At 60.1% G+C, this 16584-nt stretch carries 10 protein-coding genes; 3 read left to right on the top strand and 7 right to left on the bottom strand.

Going from position 1 to position 16584, the window contains the following annotated elements; translation table 11 throughout:
• Position 1 precedes the first annotated feature (1 nt).
• Both C4N24_RS09365 and C4N24_RS09355 read left to right on the top strand, forming a co-directional pair.
• Positions 2 to 1771, top strand: a complete 1770-nt coding sequence (locus C4N24_RS09365; RefSeq protein ID WP_112091186.1) for a glycoside hydrolase family 2 protein — start codon at positions 2 to 4, stop codon at positions 1769 to 1771.
• A gap of 548 nt (positions 1772 to 2319) precedes the next feature.
• Complete coding sequence (locus C4N24_RS09355; RefSeq protein ID WP_112091184.1) at positions 2320 to 3963, top strand: MBL fold metallo-hydrolase; 1644 nt, start codon at positions 2320 to 2322, stop codon at positions 3961 to 3963.
• A 166-nt stretch (positions 3964 to 4129) separates the two neighbouring features.
• Here C4N24_RS09355 and C4N24_RS09350 read toward each other — a convergent pair whose 3' ends face one another.
• From C4N24_RS09350 to C4N24_RS09330, 5 genes are all read right to left on the bottom strand, one after another.
• Complete coding sequence (locus C4N24_RS09350; protein WP_112091183.1) at positions 4130 to 5248, bottom strand: foldase; 1119 nt, start codon at positions 5246 to 5248, stop codon at positions 4130 to 4132.
• The gene (mfd, locus tag C4N24_RS09345; protein ID WP_112091182.1) at positions 5245 to 8721 is read right to left on the bottom strand and encodes a transcription-repair coupling factor; all 3477 of its coding nucleotides are present in this window, start codon (positions 8719 to 8721) and stop codon (positions 5245 to 5247) included. Before mfd ends, C4N24_RS09350 begins: the two co-directional genes overlap by 4 nt.
• A 407-nt stretch (positions 8722 to 9128) precedes the next feature.
• Entirely contained in the window at positions 9129 to 9707 is a 579-nt protein-coding gene (gene pth, locus C4N24_RS09340) for an aminoacyl-tRNA hydrolase (RefSeq protein WP_112091181.1), read from the bottom strand.
• Positions 9708 to 9837: 130 nt separating this feature from the next.
• On the bottom strand, positions 9838 to 10359 hold the full coding sequence (locus tag C4N24_RS09335) for a hypothetical protein (RefSeq protein ID WP_112091180.1): 522 nt from the start codon (positions 10357 to 10359) through the stop codon (positions 9838 to 9840).
• A 24-nt stretch (positions 10360 to 10383) separates the two neighbouring features.
• Positions 10384 to 11142, bottom strand: a complete 759-nt coding sequence (locus C4N24_RS09330; protein ID WP_112091179.1) for a DapH/DapD/GlmU-related protein — start codon at positions 11140 to 11142, stop codon at positions 10384 to 10386.
• Positions 11143 to 11559: 417 nt separating this feature from the next.
• On the opposite strand from C4N24_RS09330, the gene ppdK reads away from it, so the two are divergent.
• Positions 11560 to 14226 carry a pyruvate, phosphate dikinase gene (gene ppdK, locus C4N24_RS09320; protein ID WP_112091178.1) on the top strand — a complete coding sequence of 889 codons (2667 nt, stop codon included), beginning with the start codon at positions 11560 to 11562 and terminating at the stop codon, positions 14224 to 14226.
• A 526-nt stretch (positions 14227 to 14752) separates the two neighbouring features.
• Here ppdK and C4N24_RS09315 read toward each other — a convergent pair.
• Both C4N24_RS09315 and C4N24_RS09310 read right to left on the bottom strand, forming a co-directional pair.
• Positions 14753 to 15205, bottom strand: coding sequence for a MarR family transcriptional regulator (locus tag C4N24_RS09315; RefSeq protein WP_112091177.1), 453 nt, complete (start codon positions 15203 to 15205; stop codon positions 14753 to 14755).
• 15 nt (positions 15206 to 15220) lie between these two features.
• On the bottom strand, positions 15221 to 16579 hold the full coding sequence (locus C4N24_RS09310; protein WP_112091176.1) for a citrate/2-methylcitrate synthase: 1359 nt from the start codon (positions 16577 to 16579) through the stop codon (positions 15221 to 15223).
• Between the last annotated feature and the right edge of the window lie 5 nt (positions 16580 to 16584).

Genomic DNA, 16584 nt, shown 5'->3' with positions numbered 1-16584 from the left:
TATGCACCCTCTGACGGAATATCCCCGCCCGGCCATGCGCCGGGACAGCTACGAGAACCTGAACGGCCCGTGGCAGTACGCCATCACCGCTTCGGCACAGCGCCCGGCGGGCTGGGACGGTGAGATCTTAGTGCCCTACGCGCCGGAGTGCCGCGCCTCCGGGGTGGGGCGCATATTGCAGCCTGGGCAGTGGCTGCACTATCACCGGTACTTTGCGCCGCCCGCCGGGACGGGCGGACGGGTGCTGCTGCATTTCGGTGCAGTGGACTACGCCTGTGCCGTGCAGGTGAACGGCCATCTGGTGGGCGGTCACCGGGGCGGCTACTGGCCCTTTACGCTGGATATCACCGCGCAGCTCAACGGCACAGGCCGCAACAGCCTGTGGGTGGCGGTGCAGGACCCCACCGGCCACGGCACACAGGCGCGGGGCAAGCAGACCTTGCAGCCCGGCGGGATGTTCTACCCTGCGCAGAGCGGCATCTGGCAGACGGTCTGGCTGGAGCGTGTGCCGGAAAATTACATCCAGTCTCTCACCGTTACGCCGGACTACGATGCCCGCACCGTGACCGTGAAAGCCCATACCTCTGCGCCCGGCGGCGCGGTGAACCTGTGGGCGGTGGTGCGCGCCGGGGGTGTGACCATTGCCGAGGACTGGGGCAGCGACGAGGCCGACCAAGACGGCACGGTGACGCTGCATATTGCGGACGAGTATTTCTTCCCATGGAGCCCGGACACACCCTTTTTGTACGATTTGACCGTGGGCACCACGCAGGGAGAGGAAGAGCAGTTCGACACTGTGCACAGCTACTTTGCCCTGCGCAAGTGGAGCTGCGCACCGGACGCAAGGGGCGTGCTGCGCTTTTGCCTGAACGATAAGCCCATCCTGCTCAACGGCCTGCTGGATCAGGGCTACTGGCCGGAGGGGCTGTACACCCCGCCTTCGGATGCGGCGGTGGAGCGGGAGCTGAGCGAGGTAAAGGCGCTGGGCTACAACCTGCTGCGCAAGCACGCAAAGCTTGAGCCGCAGCGCTGGTACTACCACTGCGACAAGCTGGGTCTTGTGGTATGGCAGGATATGGTCAACGGCGGCAGCAAGTATAACCTGTGGTTCGTCACCTACCTGACCAATGTTTTGCAGCCGCTTATGCGCCGCCTGCCGGACAAGGCGGCGCTGTGGGGACTACTGAGCCGGGGCAGCGAAAGCAGCCGGGAAGAATACCGCCGGGAGCTGGCAGATACGGTGCAGGCGCTGCGCTGCCACCCCTGCGTGGGCTGCTGGGTGCCCTTCAATGAGGGCTGGGGACAGTACGATGCCGCCGGGGCAGTGCAGGCAATCCGTACGCTGGACGACACCCGCCTTGTAGACGAAGCCAGCGGCTGGTACGATCAGGGCGGCGGGGATGTATACTCCCTGCACAACTACTTCTACCCTTTGCGGGTGCGCCCGCAGACACGCACCGTGGCGCTGAGCGAGTACGGCGGCATTGCGTGGCCTATGCCCGGGCACGAGCCGCCCCGCAGGACCTACGGCTACGGCACAGCCAAAAGCCGGGAGGAGCTGACCGCCCGGTACAAAAAAATGCAGCTGGGCACGGTGCTGCCGCAGCTGCAAAAGGGGCTTTCGGCGCTGGTATACACCCAGCTGACCGACGTGGAGGACGAGGTGAACGGGCTGTTCACCTACGACCGCACCGCCATCAAGCCGGACGCTAACGCCGTCCGCTCGGTGAACGCCGCCCTTGCCGCAGAGTTTGCAAGGGTAGTAAAATAAAAGCCTTTGGCGCGGGACGATTGGAAATGGCCTCAGCTATCGGGTTGCGGCACCCAGCATCCGCTTCGTGCCTTGGGTGGCACTTGCGTCTTGCTGGCCGCTGCCCCAACAACTCCTCCCTGTTTCCGCCACTGGCGGCGGTCGTTGTCGTTGCACTCTGGCAATCTTCAGCGGAAAATATATTCTTATGTTTGGGGCTGTTGCAAAATAAAAATGCGATAGCAACTAGCACAAAGAAATAGTGCAAAAACAGAGACCCGGAACCCTTTTTGAGCCATTTTGGCCCTGAAAAGGTTCCGGGTTTTGTGCATATTTTTTCAGAGAGCTATTTTACAACGGCCCCTTTTTGGCAGGATGGACTTCGTCATTTTTGACAAACCCCGACAGCCCGGCTTAGAGCCTTCTCCAAAGTTTTTGGCGCATTCTTGACAGTGCTTTTCTGATATATTAATATATTAACGACAACTCTCATCTGATATGGTGAGGGATTTCCGTACGGCATTCACAAACTGTATTCATTTTTTCGACTAAGAAAAGGAGAAAAGACCATGGAACTGAGCAGACGTGACTTTATGCGTAGCACCGCCGCCTTTACAGCTGTTGCCAGTGTGCTGGGCACCAGTGGCATCGCCTTTGCCCAGGACGCCGACCAGAACTGTCTGGTCAAGGTGGACAGCCCCGACCGCAATGCGCTGGCCAAGCGTTTCAAGGCCGGCAGTGCTGCCGGGGTGGAGTACTATGCCTACAACCCTCGCCGTTACGCCCCTGCCCTGAAGGGGAAGCTGCCCCTGATCGTTTTCCTCCACGGTGAGGACGGTGTGGGCCCCAACGGCACCCAGCTTACCGCCAACGACGGTGCCACCTTCTACATTTCTGACGAAATGATCCAGAAGAACCCCACCTACCTGTTTGCACCCCAGTGCCCCGGCAAGAACTGGACCGACCCGGACACCGTTACGGCCTTGAAGTCTGCTATCGACAGCTATGTGGCTGCCCACCGCATCGACCCGGACCGTATCTACATCGAGGGTATGTCCATGGGCGGTACCGGTGTCTGGAACATGATCCTGGCCTACCCCTACTACTTTGCCGCTGCCATCCCCATGTGCGGCATGGTGCCTGCCCAGTGGTACAACGTCCCCGGCGCCTTTGAGGCCATCAAGAACACCCCTGTCTGGGCCTACCACTGCAAGGATGACCCCGAGATGCCCGAGGCTGAGACCGCCAAGGCTGTGCAGGCCCTGAAGGATGCCGGCTGCTCCTGCGTGAAGTACGAGGGCTTTACCGCCGGTTCCATGCCGGAGCCCCACAAGGTCTGGGAGCGGGTGTACAGCATCGGCACCCCCTATAACTGGATGTTCACCCAGTCCCTCACCCGGACCCAGCACGGCAAGCTAAACCCCAACATGATGTTCAGTCACTACCCGGTAAAGTACAACATCACCCGTGTTATGGACTTTGGCATGGACACCCTGTGGGTGCTGGATCTGGGCAAGGAAGCCCTGGTCATTGACACCGCCATGGGCGGCTCCGGCGCAGCAGACCTCTACGCCTACCTGCGGGAGAACGTGCTGACCAACCCTGACGCAGAGCTGGATATCCTGCTGACCCATAAGCACGGCGACCACATTCTGGGCATTCCCTCCCTGCTGAAGTCCGGCAAGGTCCGCCGCACCTATATCCACCCCGATGACCGGGAGGACCTGATCTCCAGCATGCAGAAATTCTTCGGTCTCACCGCCGAGGACCTGAAGCTGGTGAACATCGTAGATGGTGACACGGTCCGCATCGGCTCTGAGGAGCTGGAAGTGGTGGACGTGCCGGGCCACACCAAGGGCTCTGTGGTGTTCTTCTACAAGGACTACATCTTTACCGGTGACGCCGTTGGTTCTGGCGACCTGTTCATGATGGAAGCTGCCACCGACACCTATCTGCCGAGTCTGGAGCACTTCATGGCAGAGGTGCTGCTGCGGAACGAGGATGTGGACTACGAGCTGCTGACGGGCCACTGGGAGAACCTGAACCCCTTCAGCGTGGAGTACCTCCGCCATATGCTCATTCTGGTTAAGGGCGTCATCCGGGGCGATATTCCCATCGGCTACTACACCCGCAAGCCCGGCCGCTGGGCAGGCTACTTGGATGCCAACATCTTCTACCCCTACGCTGTCCTCAGCTACGAGAACGAGAAGTGATGTACGCTAAGACTCTGTTTCCTTGGCGGCATTCCCTGACTTTCTAACATATAAAGCAGACCCGGCACCGGCTCCGAAAGAGCCTGCCGGGTCTGCTTTGTAGTTCTATAATAAAAAATGGGGTCGGGATTTTTCCCGACCCCATTTTGCGATTTTTATACTGTTATCAGCTGTTGGCGCTGGTGGCGTTCACGATCTTGGCGGCGGGCAGTTTGCTCATGGCAGAGCTGCTCAGGGTGCTCGCCAGCTGGGCACCGTAGGCGGCAAGGGCGTCGTCCAGCTCCTCGCCCTTCAGGTCGCTCAGGATCTGGCTGCGCAGAGCATCCAGCGTGGAAACGCCCAGCGGGTCCAGACGGACGGCCAGCATCAGGGCATAGCCGGAGTACTGGATGGCGGCTGCCTGCCCATAGGCAAGGCCGCGCAGGGTATCGGCGGCACCCTCCTGTGTAAAGGCGTCGGTCAGGTCGCTTTCGCTCAGCAGGTCGGTCTGCAGGGTGCTGGTGGAGGGAACCTCTGCATCCAGCACAGCACAGATCCCGGTCAGTGCGCGGCTTGCGATGCTGTTAAAGGCGGTCAGCTGGCTGGAAGTGTCCTCCGGGGCGCTGGCGTTGTAGCTGTCCGCAGCTTTCTGGGCAAGGGAGAGCATCTCGGCCTTCTGGTCATCGCTGGCAAAGGCGAAGGTGCTGGTGTTGTACAGCGGTACGGTGATAAAGCCGATCTCGTACATGGTGCTGTCCAGATGCTCGGTCAGCTCGCCGTCCTCCACAGGGGTCTCGCCGTTTTTACCGTAGACAAGATCCAGCAGCAGGGTGTGCTTGTACTGCAGCTGCTGGAACAGCTTCAAAGTCTCCAGCCCGATGCCGTTGGCGGTGTAGGTGTCGCCGTAGTTATCCATCAGCTGCTGGGCGTAGCTGTCGGCGGCGGACTTCTGCTCCTCGGTCAGCTCGCCGCCCAGCTCGGTAAAGCGGGCATCCACAGCGGCAAGGGTCTGCAGGGTCTCAAGGGTCTTTTGCGCCACATAGTCCTTTACCACGGCGGTCTCGCCGGTGTCGGCATCGGTGGTGATGGTGGCCTTAAGGAAGGACTTTACCTTGCTGGCGTCCTGCTCAGAGCCTGCCAGCTGTGCAGCCTGCTGATAGGCATCGTACTGCGCCAGCAGATATAAGCCGCTGGTCACCTCAAAATCGCCGATCTTGCCCACGGTGTCCGGGGTGGAGAATACACAGCCTACAAGGCTGACGGTCAGTGCAAGTGCGCATACCAGCGCAAGCAGTTTCTTTTTCATTGGTTTGGCTCCTTGTTGTTCAAAATGGCATCCATGGCTTTCAGGATGCTTTGCAGCAGTTCCAGCGGCTTTTCGTCCGGCTGCAATACCACCGAGAGATAGGGCTTTGTGCCCGCTCCGGCGGTGACACGGCCATTGAAAGCCTGCAGCAGGCCGCGGATCATGGCAAGTTCCAGCGTTTCCAGATTCAGCACGAGGGTGTCCTTCTTCTGAGTCACCTCATACACGCCCACGGCGGCGGCCTGCACGCGGACGAGGGAGACGTTGACCAGATCGCTCACTGAGGGCGGCGGGTCACCGTAGCGGTCAATGAGCTCGTCCAGCACATCGGCGGCGTCCTCCGGGGTCTGGATGGCGGCAATGCGCTTGTAAGCTTCGATGCGCCCCGCGCCGTCCGGGATATACTTTTCCGGGATGAAGGCGTCCACCCGCAGGTCCACAAGACAATCGCTCTTGTCCCGCTGGACAGGCTCGCCCCGTGCCCGGGAGATGGCCTGTCCCAGCATTTTGACGTAGAGGTCGTAGCCCACGGCTTCCATGTGGCCGTGCTGGCTGTGCCCCAGCAGACTGCCCGCGCCGCGGATCTGCAGATCCCGCATGGCGATGCGGAAGCCGGAGCCGAAAGCGGTAAACTCCCGGATGGCGGAAAGCCGCTTCTGGGCGATATCGGTCAGGGTCTTGTCCCGGCGGAAGGTGAAGTAGGCGTAGGCCTTGCGGCCGGAGCGTCCTACCCGCCCGCGGATCTGGTACAGCTGCGCCAGACCCATGCGGTCGGCATCCTCAATGATGAGGGTGTTGCAGTTGCGCACATCAATGCCGGTCTCGATGAGGGTGGTGCAGACCAGAATGTCGATCTCGCCGTTCAGCAGGTGCTGCCACACGGGGTTCAGCTCTTCTTCGGTCATCTTGCCGTGGGCAATGCCTACCCGCGCACCCGGCACCATCTGGCTGACATGGGCGGCGCAGGATTCAATGTTGTCCACCCGGTTGTGCAGGTAGTACACCTGCCCGCCCCGGGCAAGCTCTTTCTTCATGGCTTCGGCAAGGATAACGTCGTTATATTCCAGCACAAAAGTCTCCACCGGCTGCCGCTCGATGGGCGGCTGCTCGATGGTGGAAAGATCCCGGATGCCGCTCATGGCCATGTTCAGGGTGCGGGGGATGGGGGTGGCCGACAGGGTGAGCATATCCACCCCGATGAAGTTCTCCTTCAGCTTTTCCTTGTGCTTCACCCCAAAGCGCTGTTCCTCATCAATGATGACAAGGCCGAGGTCGTGGAACTTTACGTCTTTAGAGAGCAGCCGGTGGGTGCCCACCACGATATCCACGCTGCCGGCCTGTAAGCCGCGCAACGTCTCCTTTTGCTGCTTTGCGGTGCGGAAGCGGGACAGCATCCCGATCTTCACCGGAAAAGCCTCCATGCGGGAGAGCAGGGTGTTGTAGTGCTGCCACGCCAGCAGGGTGGTGGGTGCCAGCAGGGCGCACTGCTTGCCGCCCATGATGCACTTGAAGGCGGCGCGCAGCGCCACCTCGGTCTTGCCCACGCCCACATCGCCGCAGAGCAGCCGATCCATGGGGTAGCCTTTTTCCATGTCCTGCTTGATCTCGGCGGTGGCGTGCAGCTGGTCGTCGGTCTCGTCGTAGTCAAAGCGGGTCTCAAAGTCCCGCTGCCAGTCGCCGTCCGGCGGGAAGGCGTAGCCCGTGGCCTGACGGCGGCGGGCGTAAAGCTCGATCAGCTCCTGCGCCATCTCCTCGGTGGCCTTTTTCACCTTGGCGCGGGTGCGCTGCCACTCGGTGCCGCCCAGCTTTGCAAGCTTTACCTTTTCCTCGTCGCCGGGGGCGGTGTAGCGGCTGAGCAGGTCCAGCTGGGTCACCGGCACATACAGCACGTCCGAGCCGGAATACTGCACCTTGAGGTAGTCCTTGGTAGCGCCCTGTACCTCTAACCGCTGGATACCGGCGTACATCCCGATGCCGTGGCTCTGGTGCACCACATAGTCCCCGGGCTTGATATCCGAAAGGCTGGACAGGGCGTTTTTATTCTTCTTGCGCTTTTTGGCTTCGGCGGCGGCTTCCTCGTCCAGCCCGTGGCGGCGGCTGGAAAGCACCGCTGCGTGGGCAAAGGGGAAGGTACACCCGGCGGTCAGGTGTCCGGGCAGCACCTGCAAAATGCCCTTGGCGGGGCGCACATCCCGGCTCATGCTCACGGAATAGCCCTTGTCGGCAAGGTCGCGGGTCAGGGCAGCTGCGCCCTTGGGCGTACCGGCAAACAGGGTAACGGCGTAGCCTTGGGCGATGAGCGGGTCGAGATCCTCCCGCAGGGAGGCAAGGTCGCCGTTCCAGTTGGGGGCGGCAAAGGCTTCGGCGTTGATGAGATCCTTCAGCTTGAACTCGTTCATCCCGCGCAGGAAATTCTCGCACAGCAGGGTGCTGTGGTTCTGGGCGGCAATGACAAGATCATCCATGGTCTGGTACAGCACATCCAGCCCGGGGCAGAGCACGCCCTCCTCCAGCAGCCCGGTCAGCTCCTCGCTGCGGCGGAACTCGGTGGCTTTCTGGGCATCCCGGATGCCGCCCACTTCGTCCAGAATGAACAGCGGTGCGTCCAGATGATCCAGCAGCGTGGCCGGGGCAGGGTAGCGGATGCCGTAATATTTATCCATGGATTCCGGCATCATGCCGGAATCCAGCTGGGAAAGGTCGGCTTCGGTGGCCTTTTCCAGCGCGGTGCGGCGCTTGCCGCGCGCCTTTTTGATGGCATTGCGCAGCGCCTCGGCGGTCTCGGCAGTGCTGCCGAACAGCACCTCGCGGGCAGGGGAGAGGTATATTTTTTCCAGTGCGCCGTCCCGCCGCTGGGTCAGCAGGTCAAAGGAGGACATGGAGTCGATCTCGTCGTCCCAGTACTCCACGCGGGCGGGCTGACGCATATCCGGCGCGTAGATATCCACGATATCGCCGCGCACGCTGAACTGCCCCGGGCCGTCCACCTGACTGCGCCGCACATACCCGGCGGCAAACAGCCGCGCCACCAGCGCTTCGCGGTTATACACCATGCCGGGCTTTAAGGTGAGGGTGTTCTGGATGAATTCTGCCCGGGGCACGGTGTACTGCAAAAGGGCTTCGGCGGGCACGCAGACGGCCTGCAGCCGCCCGCCTGCCAGTGCACCCAGCACCGAAAGGCGGCGGTACTCGTATTCGCGGCCTGCACCCTCCACCGGGCGCAGCATAAAGTCCCGGGGCGGGAACACCGCAGCAGTAAGCCCCAGCGCCTTGAGGTCGTCCGCAAAGTGGGTGGCTTCGGCCTCGCCGGGGGTCACGATGCAGAGCGTGCGCCCAAGGTCCTTTTGCAGGGCGGCATACAGCAGCGCCCGGCCTGCGGGCGGCAGACCGAACAGCGCCGCCGGCCCTGCCGAGCCAAAGCTTGCGGCGACCTTCTGATATTCCGGTGTGGCTTTGAGTAAGGCTTCGTACATGGAAAAACCTCCTTTCCTGCTAGGATGACCATTAAAAATGCGCTCCGCGTTTCTCTGCGCATAATCAGCGGAAAAATGATTTATATTTTGCAATTCAGGAAAATCTGCGGATTTTCCTGAATTGCTTTTTCACGGGTGGGGTCGTAAAGGCAAACGGCAGCTGCCGCGCTGGTTTCCTGCGGAAACAGTCGCGCGGCGATTAGCGGGCTCGCCCTCTCCGTCACGGCTTACGCCATGCCACCTCTCCCAAAGGGAGAGGCCTTGGCAGGCCGGTATAGTTCCTGGTTCAAGAGCAAAGTATACGGTTTCGCCAGAGGCTCTCCCTTTGGGAGAGCTGGCAAAGTCGTCAGGCTTTGACGGAGAGGGCGAGGACGCTTGCGGGAAGCAAACCATCTCAAGGAGAGATTTTACCCGTTATACTTGCTCTGTGCCAGACTGAGCTTACCGTCCATGATAAGCTTTGCGGCGGCTTCAAGGTCGGGGTAGCGGTCGGTGATGGCCTTGGCGTCCTCCGGCGGGAACTTGCCCAGAACCCATGCGGCAAGGTCGTAGTCCGGGTGGGGCTTTGCGCCGATGCCGATGCGGATGCGGGGGAAGTTCTCCCCGCCCAGCCGGGCAATGATGCTTTTCAGGCCGTTATGCCCGCCCGCAGAGCCGGAGGGACGGATGCGCAGCTTGCCGGGTGCCTGCGTAATGTCATCGCACAGCACCAGCACATGGTCGGCGGGAATCTTGAAAAAGCCTGCCATGGGGGCGATGGAATCGCCGGAGAGGTTCATGTAGGTCAGGGGCTTCAGCAACACCACCTTGTGGCCGTCCACCTCGCCCTGTCCCCACAGACCTTGGAACTTGGTCTTGCCCACAGAGATGTTCCACTTATCAGCCAGCGCGTCCAGCGCGGCAAAACCGGCGTTGTGGCGGGTGCCATCGTACTTTGCTTCGGGGTTGCCCAGCCCTGCAATGAGCCAGATATCGTTTTCATTCATGATATGATAATACCTTTTCCTGATAATAGTGTGATACAACATCTAAGTATAACATACGCGCGCGCAAAAAGATATACATTATAAGCAAAAAATGCCCCCGTGCCGCAGGGCACAGGGGCAAAAGGGCTTGTTACAGGTTCAGCGTGATGGCAGCAGCCTTCCAGCGGCCGTCCTCCTTCACCATGGTGATGGTGCCGGACACCTGCGCGGCGGCAGTGCTGTCCGTGGCGGTCAGCAGGGCGGCGGAAAAGTCGTAGCAGTTTTCTGCCCCAGCGCGCTTTTTCAGGGTGAGGTCAGCAGGTGTCAGCTTGCCGCCGGACTGCCCGGCCAGCGCAGTGATGCGGGTGGGCAGGCGGTTCGCCATGACCTTGTCAAGGCAGTCGGCTGTCATGGCATCGCCCAGCTGCGCCTGAAGAAAGGCGTACAGCCCATCAGTATCTACCGCAACAAGCCCCGGTTCACTGCCGGCGGGCGCGGCGGCATCCACGGCCTGCTCCACGGCAGAGGAGCAGGAGAGCAGCTGCTGCACCACGAACTCCGCCTGCTTTTTGGCGGGGTCGCTGCGCAGACGGGTCAGGGCGAACACGGCGGCAACAGCCGCGAAGAAAAGGACAAGGCTCAGCGCCTGCTTGCGAAAACTTTCAGATTTCATACGTGGCTCCTTTCCGGCAGAGGGTTACTTGCTCTGCTCGTTTTCCAGCTTCTGCTTTTTGGCGATGTAGGCTTCCATCTTGGGCTCTGCCCAGCCGTCCAGATTGGTCTGGCGCTCCCGGGCGATGCCCAGCGCCTGTGCGGGCACGTCCTTGGTGATGGTGCTGCCGGCGGCGGTGTAGGCACCATCGCCCACCTTGACCGGAGCCACAAGGTTGGTGTTGCAGCCGATGAAGCAGTAATCGCCGATCTGGGTGCGGAACTTATCCTTGCCGTCGTAGTTGCAGGTGACGGTGCCGCAGCCGAAGTTGCAGTACTTGCCCACATCGCTGTCGCCGATGTAGGTCAGGTGGCTCACGGTGTTGCCGCGGGCAAAGTTGGAGTTTTTGGTCTCCACATAGGCGCCCAGATGCACGCCGTAGTCGGTGACGGTGTTCACCCGCACATGGGTGAAGGGGCCGATGTTGTTGTGGGGGCCGATGTGGCTGCCGTAGATCTGGCTGGCATTCACGGCAGTGCCCTCGTCCACGGTGCTGTCCTCGATGAGGGTGTTGGGGCCGATGACGCAGCCCGCGCCGATGACCGTCTTGCCCCGCAGGATGGTGCCTGCAAGGATCACAGCACCCGGGGCAATGACCACCTCCGGGTCGATCTGCACGGTGCGGCTGTCAATGACCACGCCGTTTGCAATGTGCTGCACAAGGATGTCCTCACGGGCAGCTTCGGCGGTGTCCAGCTGTGCCAAAGCAGCGGCGCGAGCCTGTTCAGAAATAGGATTCGGCATGAAAAAATCTCCCTTCCCACCAAAGCGCGCGGCGGAAGAGAGACAGAAAAGGCGACCGGAAAATTGTTGCCTGTCCGCCCCAGCATACCCGCTGCGGAAAGCTTTGTTCCGACAAAATAGAATTTGAAAAGTTACAAGGATAGAAAGTTGTATCCAACAGGACGAGAAATCGCGTGTATAAACAAAAAAACTCTCGAACTTTCTCCCATTCTATACTACCTTAAAACTTGGCAAATTTCAAGGGATTTGCATAAAAAATAACAGACAAATTCGGGATTTTGCATGGTGGAAAGGAATGGATTTTCTGGTATAATAGTTTAGCATTCACAAAACAATGTTCATCGTACGTAAAAGACAAGGCAAACGATGAGACCACGGCTGCCATGCCGCCGGTCACGAATGGGAGGTAAACAACGCATGAGCAAAAAGTATCTGTACTACTTCAGCGAAGGCAATGACGCTTTCGGCGGTGACAAGGTCACCATGAAGAACACGCTGGGCGGCAAGGGTGCCGGTCTGGCCGAGATGACCGCAGCCGGTATGCCGGTGCCGCAGGGCTTCACCATCACCACCGACGCCTGCACCCAGTACTATGCAGACGGCCGTCAGATCAATGCCGACATCACTGCTGACATTTTTGAGCACCTCAAGGGTCTGGAAGAGATCACCGGCAAGAAGTTCGGCGACAACACCAACCCCCTGCTGGTCTCCGTCCGTTCCGGCGCACGTCAGTCCATGCCCGGCATGATGGACACCATCCTGAACCTGGGCCTGAACGATGAGGCTGTTGAGGGTCTGGCAAAGAAGACCGGCAACGCCCGTTTTGCATACGACTGCTACCGCCGCTTTGTGCAGATGTTCGCTGACGTCGTTATGATGGTTCCGAAGAGCCTGTTCGAGGTCGAGATCGACAAGATGAAGGAAGCCAAGGGCGTCAAGAACGACGTTGACCTGACTGCTGACGACCTGAAGGAACTGGTCGGCACCTTCAAGAAGATCTACGAGGAGAATGAAGGCCGTCCCTTCCCGCAGGATCCCCGTGATCAGCTGATCGAGGCTGTCAAGGCCGTGTTCCGCAGCTGGGATAACCCCCGTGCAAACGTCTACCGTAAGATGAACGAGATCCCCTACGAGTGGGGTACCGCTGTCAACGTGCAGCAGATGGCCTTTGGTAACTCCGGCGACCGTTCCGGCACCGGCGTTGCATTCACCCGTGACCCCGCCACCGGCGCTAAGAAGCTGATGGGCGAGTACCTGATCAATGCACAGGGCGAGGACGTTGTTGCCGGCGTGCGCACTCCTTCTCCCATCAGCCACCTGAAGGATCAGATGCCTGAGGTGTACGATCAGTTTGTCGAGATCGCTACCCGTCTGGAAAACTACTTCCGCGATATGCAGGATATGGAGTTCACCATTGAGGACGGCCACCTGTATATGCTGCAGACCCGTAACGGCAAGCGTACCGCACAGGCTGCTCTGCAGATCGCCTGCGATCTGGTGGACGAGGGCATGATCACCGAGCAGGAGGCTGTTCTGCGCGTGGAGCCCAAGCAGCTGGATACCCTGCTGCATCCCCAGTTCGACGCTGCTGCCCTGAAGGCTGCAGAGGTCGTCGGCAAGGGCCTGGCAGCTTCTCCCGGTTCTGCCTGCGGCCAGATCGTCTTTACTGCTGAAGAGGCAGAGGAGATGGTCAAGTCCGGCAAGATGAAGAAGGTCGTTCTGGTGCGTCTGGAGACCAGCCCCGAGGATATCGTGGGTATGCAGGTCTCTCAGGGCATCCTGACCGTCCGCGGCGGCATGACCAGCCACGCAGCCGTTGTTGCCCGTGGTATGGGCACCTGCTGTGTTTCCGGCTGCGGCAACGACAACGAGGTCAAGATCGATGAGGAGGCAAAGACCTTCGAGATCAACGGCCACAAGTTCGTCGAGGGCGACTGGATCTCCATCGACGGCTCCACCGGCAACATCTACGGCGAGCAGGTCGCAACCGTGGCCGCTACCGGCAACAAGAACTTCAACCGCTTCATGGGCTGGGCAGACGCAGCTCGTCAGCTGCTGGTCATGACCAACGCTGATAACCCGCGTGACGCACAGCAGGCAGTGGATCTGGGTGCTGAGGGCATCGGCCTGTGCCGTACCGAGCACATGTTCTTCGCTGAGGACCGCATCAAGGCTGTCCGCGAAATGATCTGCGCACGCACCGTGGAAGAGCGCGAGGCTGCTCTGGCCAAGGTCGAGCCGTTCCAGCAGGGTGACTTCGAGGCCATGTACCGCATCATGGGTGAGCGCCCGATGACCATCCGTTATCTGGACCCGCCCCTGCACGAGTTCCTGCCCACCAAGGACGAGGACATCAAGGAGCTGGCTGCCGATATGGGCATGACCTACGAAGACCTGAAGAACGTGGTTGCTTCTCTGCACGAGTTCAACCCCATGATGGGTCACCGTGGCTGCCGTCTGGCTGTTACCTACCCTGAGATCGCTGCTATGCAGACCCGCGCCGTGATCAAGGCTGCTCTGAACGTCTCTGCTGAGACCGGCCATGTGATCACCCCGCACATCATGATCCCGCTGGTCGGCGAGGTCAAGGAGCTGAAGTTCGTCAAGGACGTTGTTGTCAAGGTTGCTGACGAGCTGATCGCTGCTGCTGGTGTTGACATGAAGTATCAGGTCGGTACCATGATCGAGATCCCCCGTGCAGCTCTGACTGCCGGCGAGATCGCTAAGGAAGCTGAGTTCTTCAGCTTCGGCACTAACGACCTGACCCAGATGACCTTCGGCTTCAGCCGTGATGACGCTGCCAAGTTCCTGGGCGCATACTACGAGAACAAGATCTACGAGAGCGATCCGTTCCAGCATCTGGATCAGATCGGCGTCGGCAAGCTGGTCAAGATGGCTGCTCACGACGGCCGCGAGACCCGCCCCGATCTGGGTCTGGGCATCTGCGGCGAGCACGGCGGCGACCCCACGAGCGTGGAGTTCTGCCACAACGTCGGTCTGGACTATGTCAGCTGCTCTCCCTTCCGTGTGCCTATCGCACGTCTGGCTGCTGCTCAGGCTGCTATCAAGAACCCCCGCAAGTAATTGCGTGAGCGCTTGAAAAAGCACAAATAAAGCAAACGAACCGCCCCGGTTTCCACAGCAGGAAGCCGGGGCGGTTTTTGCATTGCGGCATCCACCCGTGCGGGCGTTTATTTGCAAACTGTTCAAAATTACCACAAAGAATTGCCACGATTATCTGGCATAATAAGGGTGCACTCAGGGAGAACGGAACGGACATCCCCCATAACCTCCGAAAGGTTCTCCCTGCAAATGCCCATGCAGGCACATTTCCCTGCGGGTGCAGCCGCAGCAGCGGTGCACAGCAGGCCCATAAAAACTGTCTCCCGTTTCTATGCGAGGCAATAGCCAGAACGGCGGACAGACTACCAAATCCCTCCTGATCAAGCCGCAATGTTCAGGGGTTCCTAATACAGCAGGCAGTGTCGCTTTCCTCCTCCTTTCCACGACACTGCCTGCTTTTTGTTTGTATATTTATATCGACAAAACGAAAATACCGGAGCATCTGCAGATGCTCCGGTATTTTATATTGCTTGGTCGTTTTGATCTGTTACTGCCCGGCGGGGAGTTCCTTCTCCCGCTCTTCTTTCAGGATGGCGGTGGCGCGCTGCATGGTGGCAGCGGCGCGGCGCAGTTCTTCATCCCCAAGCTCGGCGCGCATCCGGCGGTAGCAGCGCTGCAAAAGCGCCTGCTCCTCTGCCATCAGCTCCACCGCCTTGCTGGAAAGTTCCACATAGGTGCGCCCGGCCTCACGGTCGGTCTTCCATGTCACAAAGCCGCTGTCCTGCAGCTTCTCAATGCCCTTGGAAAGCTCGGTCATCCGCACTCCCATAGCGGCGGCAAGGTCCGCAAGATAGAGCTTTTCGCCGGGGTGTTCCTCCTGCTCTACCTTGATATAATACAGGATGAGATAATCTGCCCGCTGGATGGTGCTGAACACCTTATCCACGTTGAGCTCGTGGAGGAAGAACCACTCCCCCTGATGCTGCTGCATTTTTTCCATGCCGATGCCCTCCCTTTATGCCCGCTGGCTGCGCGGGATATAATCGTGGGTGCCGCCAAGGCTCTTGTAGGCCGGGCGGATGATCTTGTTGGCGCTGAGCAGCTCCTCGATGCGGTGGGCGCTCCAGCCCATGACGCGCGCGACGGCAAACAGCGGAGTGTACAGTTCCATGGGGATGCCCAGCATCTCGTATACAAAACCGCTGTAAAAGTCCACGTTGGGGCTGACGCCCTTGAAGATCTTGCGCTCCTGCGCGATAAGCTGGGGTGCCATGCGCTCGATGCGGGTGTAGAGGGAAAGCTCCTTGTCCCGGCCCTTTTCGTGGGCCAGCTGCTCCACATAGCCCTTGAACACCACCTCGCGCGGGTCGCTGAGGGAGTAGACGGCGTGACCCATGCCGTAGATCAGCCCCTTGCGGTCAAAGGCTTCGCCATGGAGCAGCTTTTTCAGGTAGGCTTCCAGCTCCTCGTCGTCCTCGATGTCGTGGAGGTTGTCCCGGATGTTCTGCATCATATGCATGACCATCAGGTTGGCACCGCCGTGGCGCGGACCCTTGAGGGAGCACAGCGCCGCCGCCATGGCCGAGTAGGTGTCGGTGCCGGAGGAGGTGACCACGCGGGTGGTAAAGGTGGAGTTGTTGCCGCCGCCGTGCTCGGCGTGCAGCAGCAGCGCCACGTCCAGCACGCGGGCCTCCAGCGGGGTGTACTGCATATCCGGGCGCAGCATCCGCAAAAAGTTCTCTGCAGTGGAAAGGCTGGGGTCCGGGCGGTGGATATACATACTGGCGTCTTTTTCGTAGTGGTTATAGGCGTGGTAGCTGTACACCGCCAGCATGGGGAAGATGCCCGCCAGCTGGATGCTCTGGCGCAGCACGTTGGAGGTGTCCAAGTCCGCCGCCTTGGGGTCGTAGGACGCCAGCGTCAGCACGCTGCGCGCCATGCTGTTCATGATATCATGGCTGGGCGCTTTCATAATGACATCGCGGGTAAAGTTGGTGGGCATGGTGCGGCACTCGCCCAGCACCGCGCAGAACTGTTCCAGCTGCTCCGGGGTGGGCAGCTGGCCAAACAGCAGCAGATATCCCGCCTCCTCAAAGGCAAAGCGGCTGCCGCGGCTGCCGTTGATCAGGTCTTTTACGTCATAGCCGCGGTACAGCAGCTGACCGTCTGCCGGGTGCTTGACCCCATCCACATACTGGAACGCCCGGATATCCGAGATGTTGGTCAGACCTGCCAGCACGCCCTTGCCGGTCTCATCGCGCAAGCCTGCCTTGACCCCGAACTCCCGGTAGAGGTCCTTGGGGATGCGGTCGTGCTCTGCACAAAGGGGCTGCTGCTGGTCGAAGTAGCTTAATATATTCTGCAAATGATCCATGTGTC

The sequence above is a fragment of the Faecalibacterium prausnitzii genome, from assembly GCF_003287405.1.
In the GTDB taxonomy this organism is placed as follows: domain Bacteria; phylum Bacillota; class Clostridia; order Oscillospirales; family Ruminococcaceae; genus Faecalibacterium; species Faecalibacterium intestinale.
Note: the sequence above shows the minus strand (reverse complement) of the source record. Positions and strands in the feature narration are given on the sequence as shown.

Excerpts from the sequence above, each read along its gene's own strand:
- C4N24_RS09350 (WP_112091183.1), bottom strand. The coding sequence starts at position 5,248 with ATGAAAAAGAAACTGCTTGCGCTGGTATGCGCACTTGCACTGACCGTC.
- C4N24_RS09310 (WP_112091176.1), bottom strand. The coding sequence starts at position 16,579 with ATGGATCATTTGCAGAATATATTAAGCTACTTCGACCAGCAGCAGCCC.
- C4N24_RS09315 (WP_112091177.1), bottom strand. The coding sequence starts at position 15,205 with ATGGAAAAAATGCAGCAGCATCAGGGGGAGTGGTTCTTCCTCCACGAG.
- pth (WP_112091181.1), bottom strand. The coding sequence starts at position 9,707 with ATGAATGAAAACGATATCTGGCTCATTGCAGGGCTGGGCAACCCCGAA.
- C4N24_RS09335 (WP_112091180.1), bottom strand. The coding sequence starts at position 10,359 with ATGAAATCTGAAAGTTTTCGCAAGCAGGCGCTGAGCCTTGTCCTTTTC.
- mfd (WP_112091182.1), bottom strand. The coding sequence starts at position 8,721 with ATGTACGAAGCCTTACTCAAAGCCACACCGGAATATCAGAAGGTCGCC.
- C4N24_RS09355 (WP_112091184.1), top strand. The coding sequence starts at position 2,320 with ATGGAACTGAGCAGACGTGACTTTATGCGTAGCACCGCCGCCTTTACA.
- ppdK (WP_112091178.1), top strand. The coding sequence starts at position 11,560 with ATGAGCAAAAAGTATCTGTACTACTTCAGCGAAGGCAATGACGCTTTC.
- C4N24_RS09365 (WP_112091186.1), top strand. The coding sequence starts at position 2 with ATGCACCCTCTGACGGAATATCCCCGCCCGGCCATGCGCCGGGACAGC.
- C4N24_RS09330 (WP_112091179.1), bottom strand. The coding sequence starts at position 11,142 with ATGCCGAATCCTATTTCTGAACAGGCTCGCGCCGCTGCTTTGGCACAG.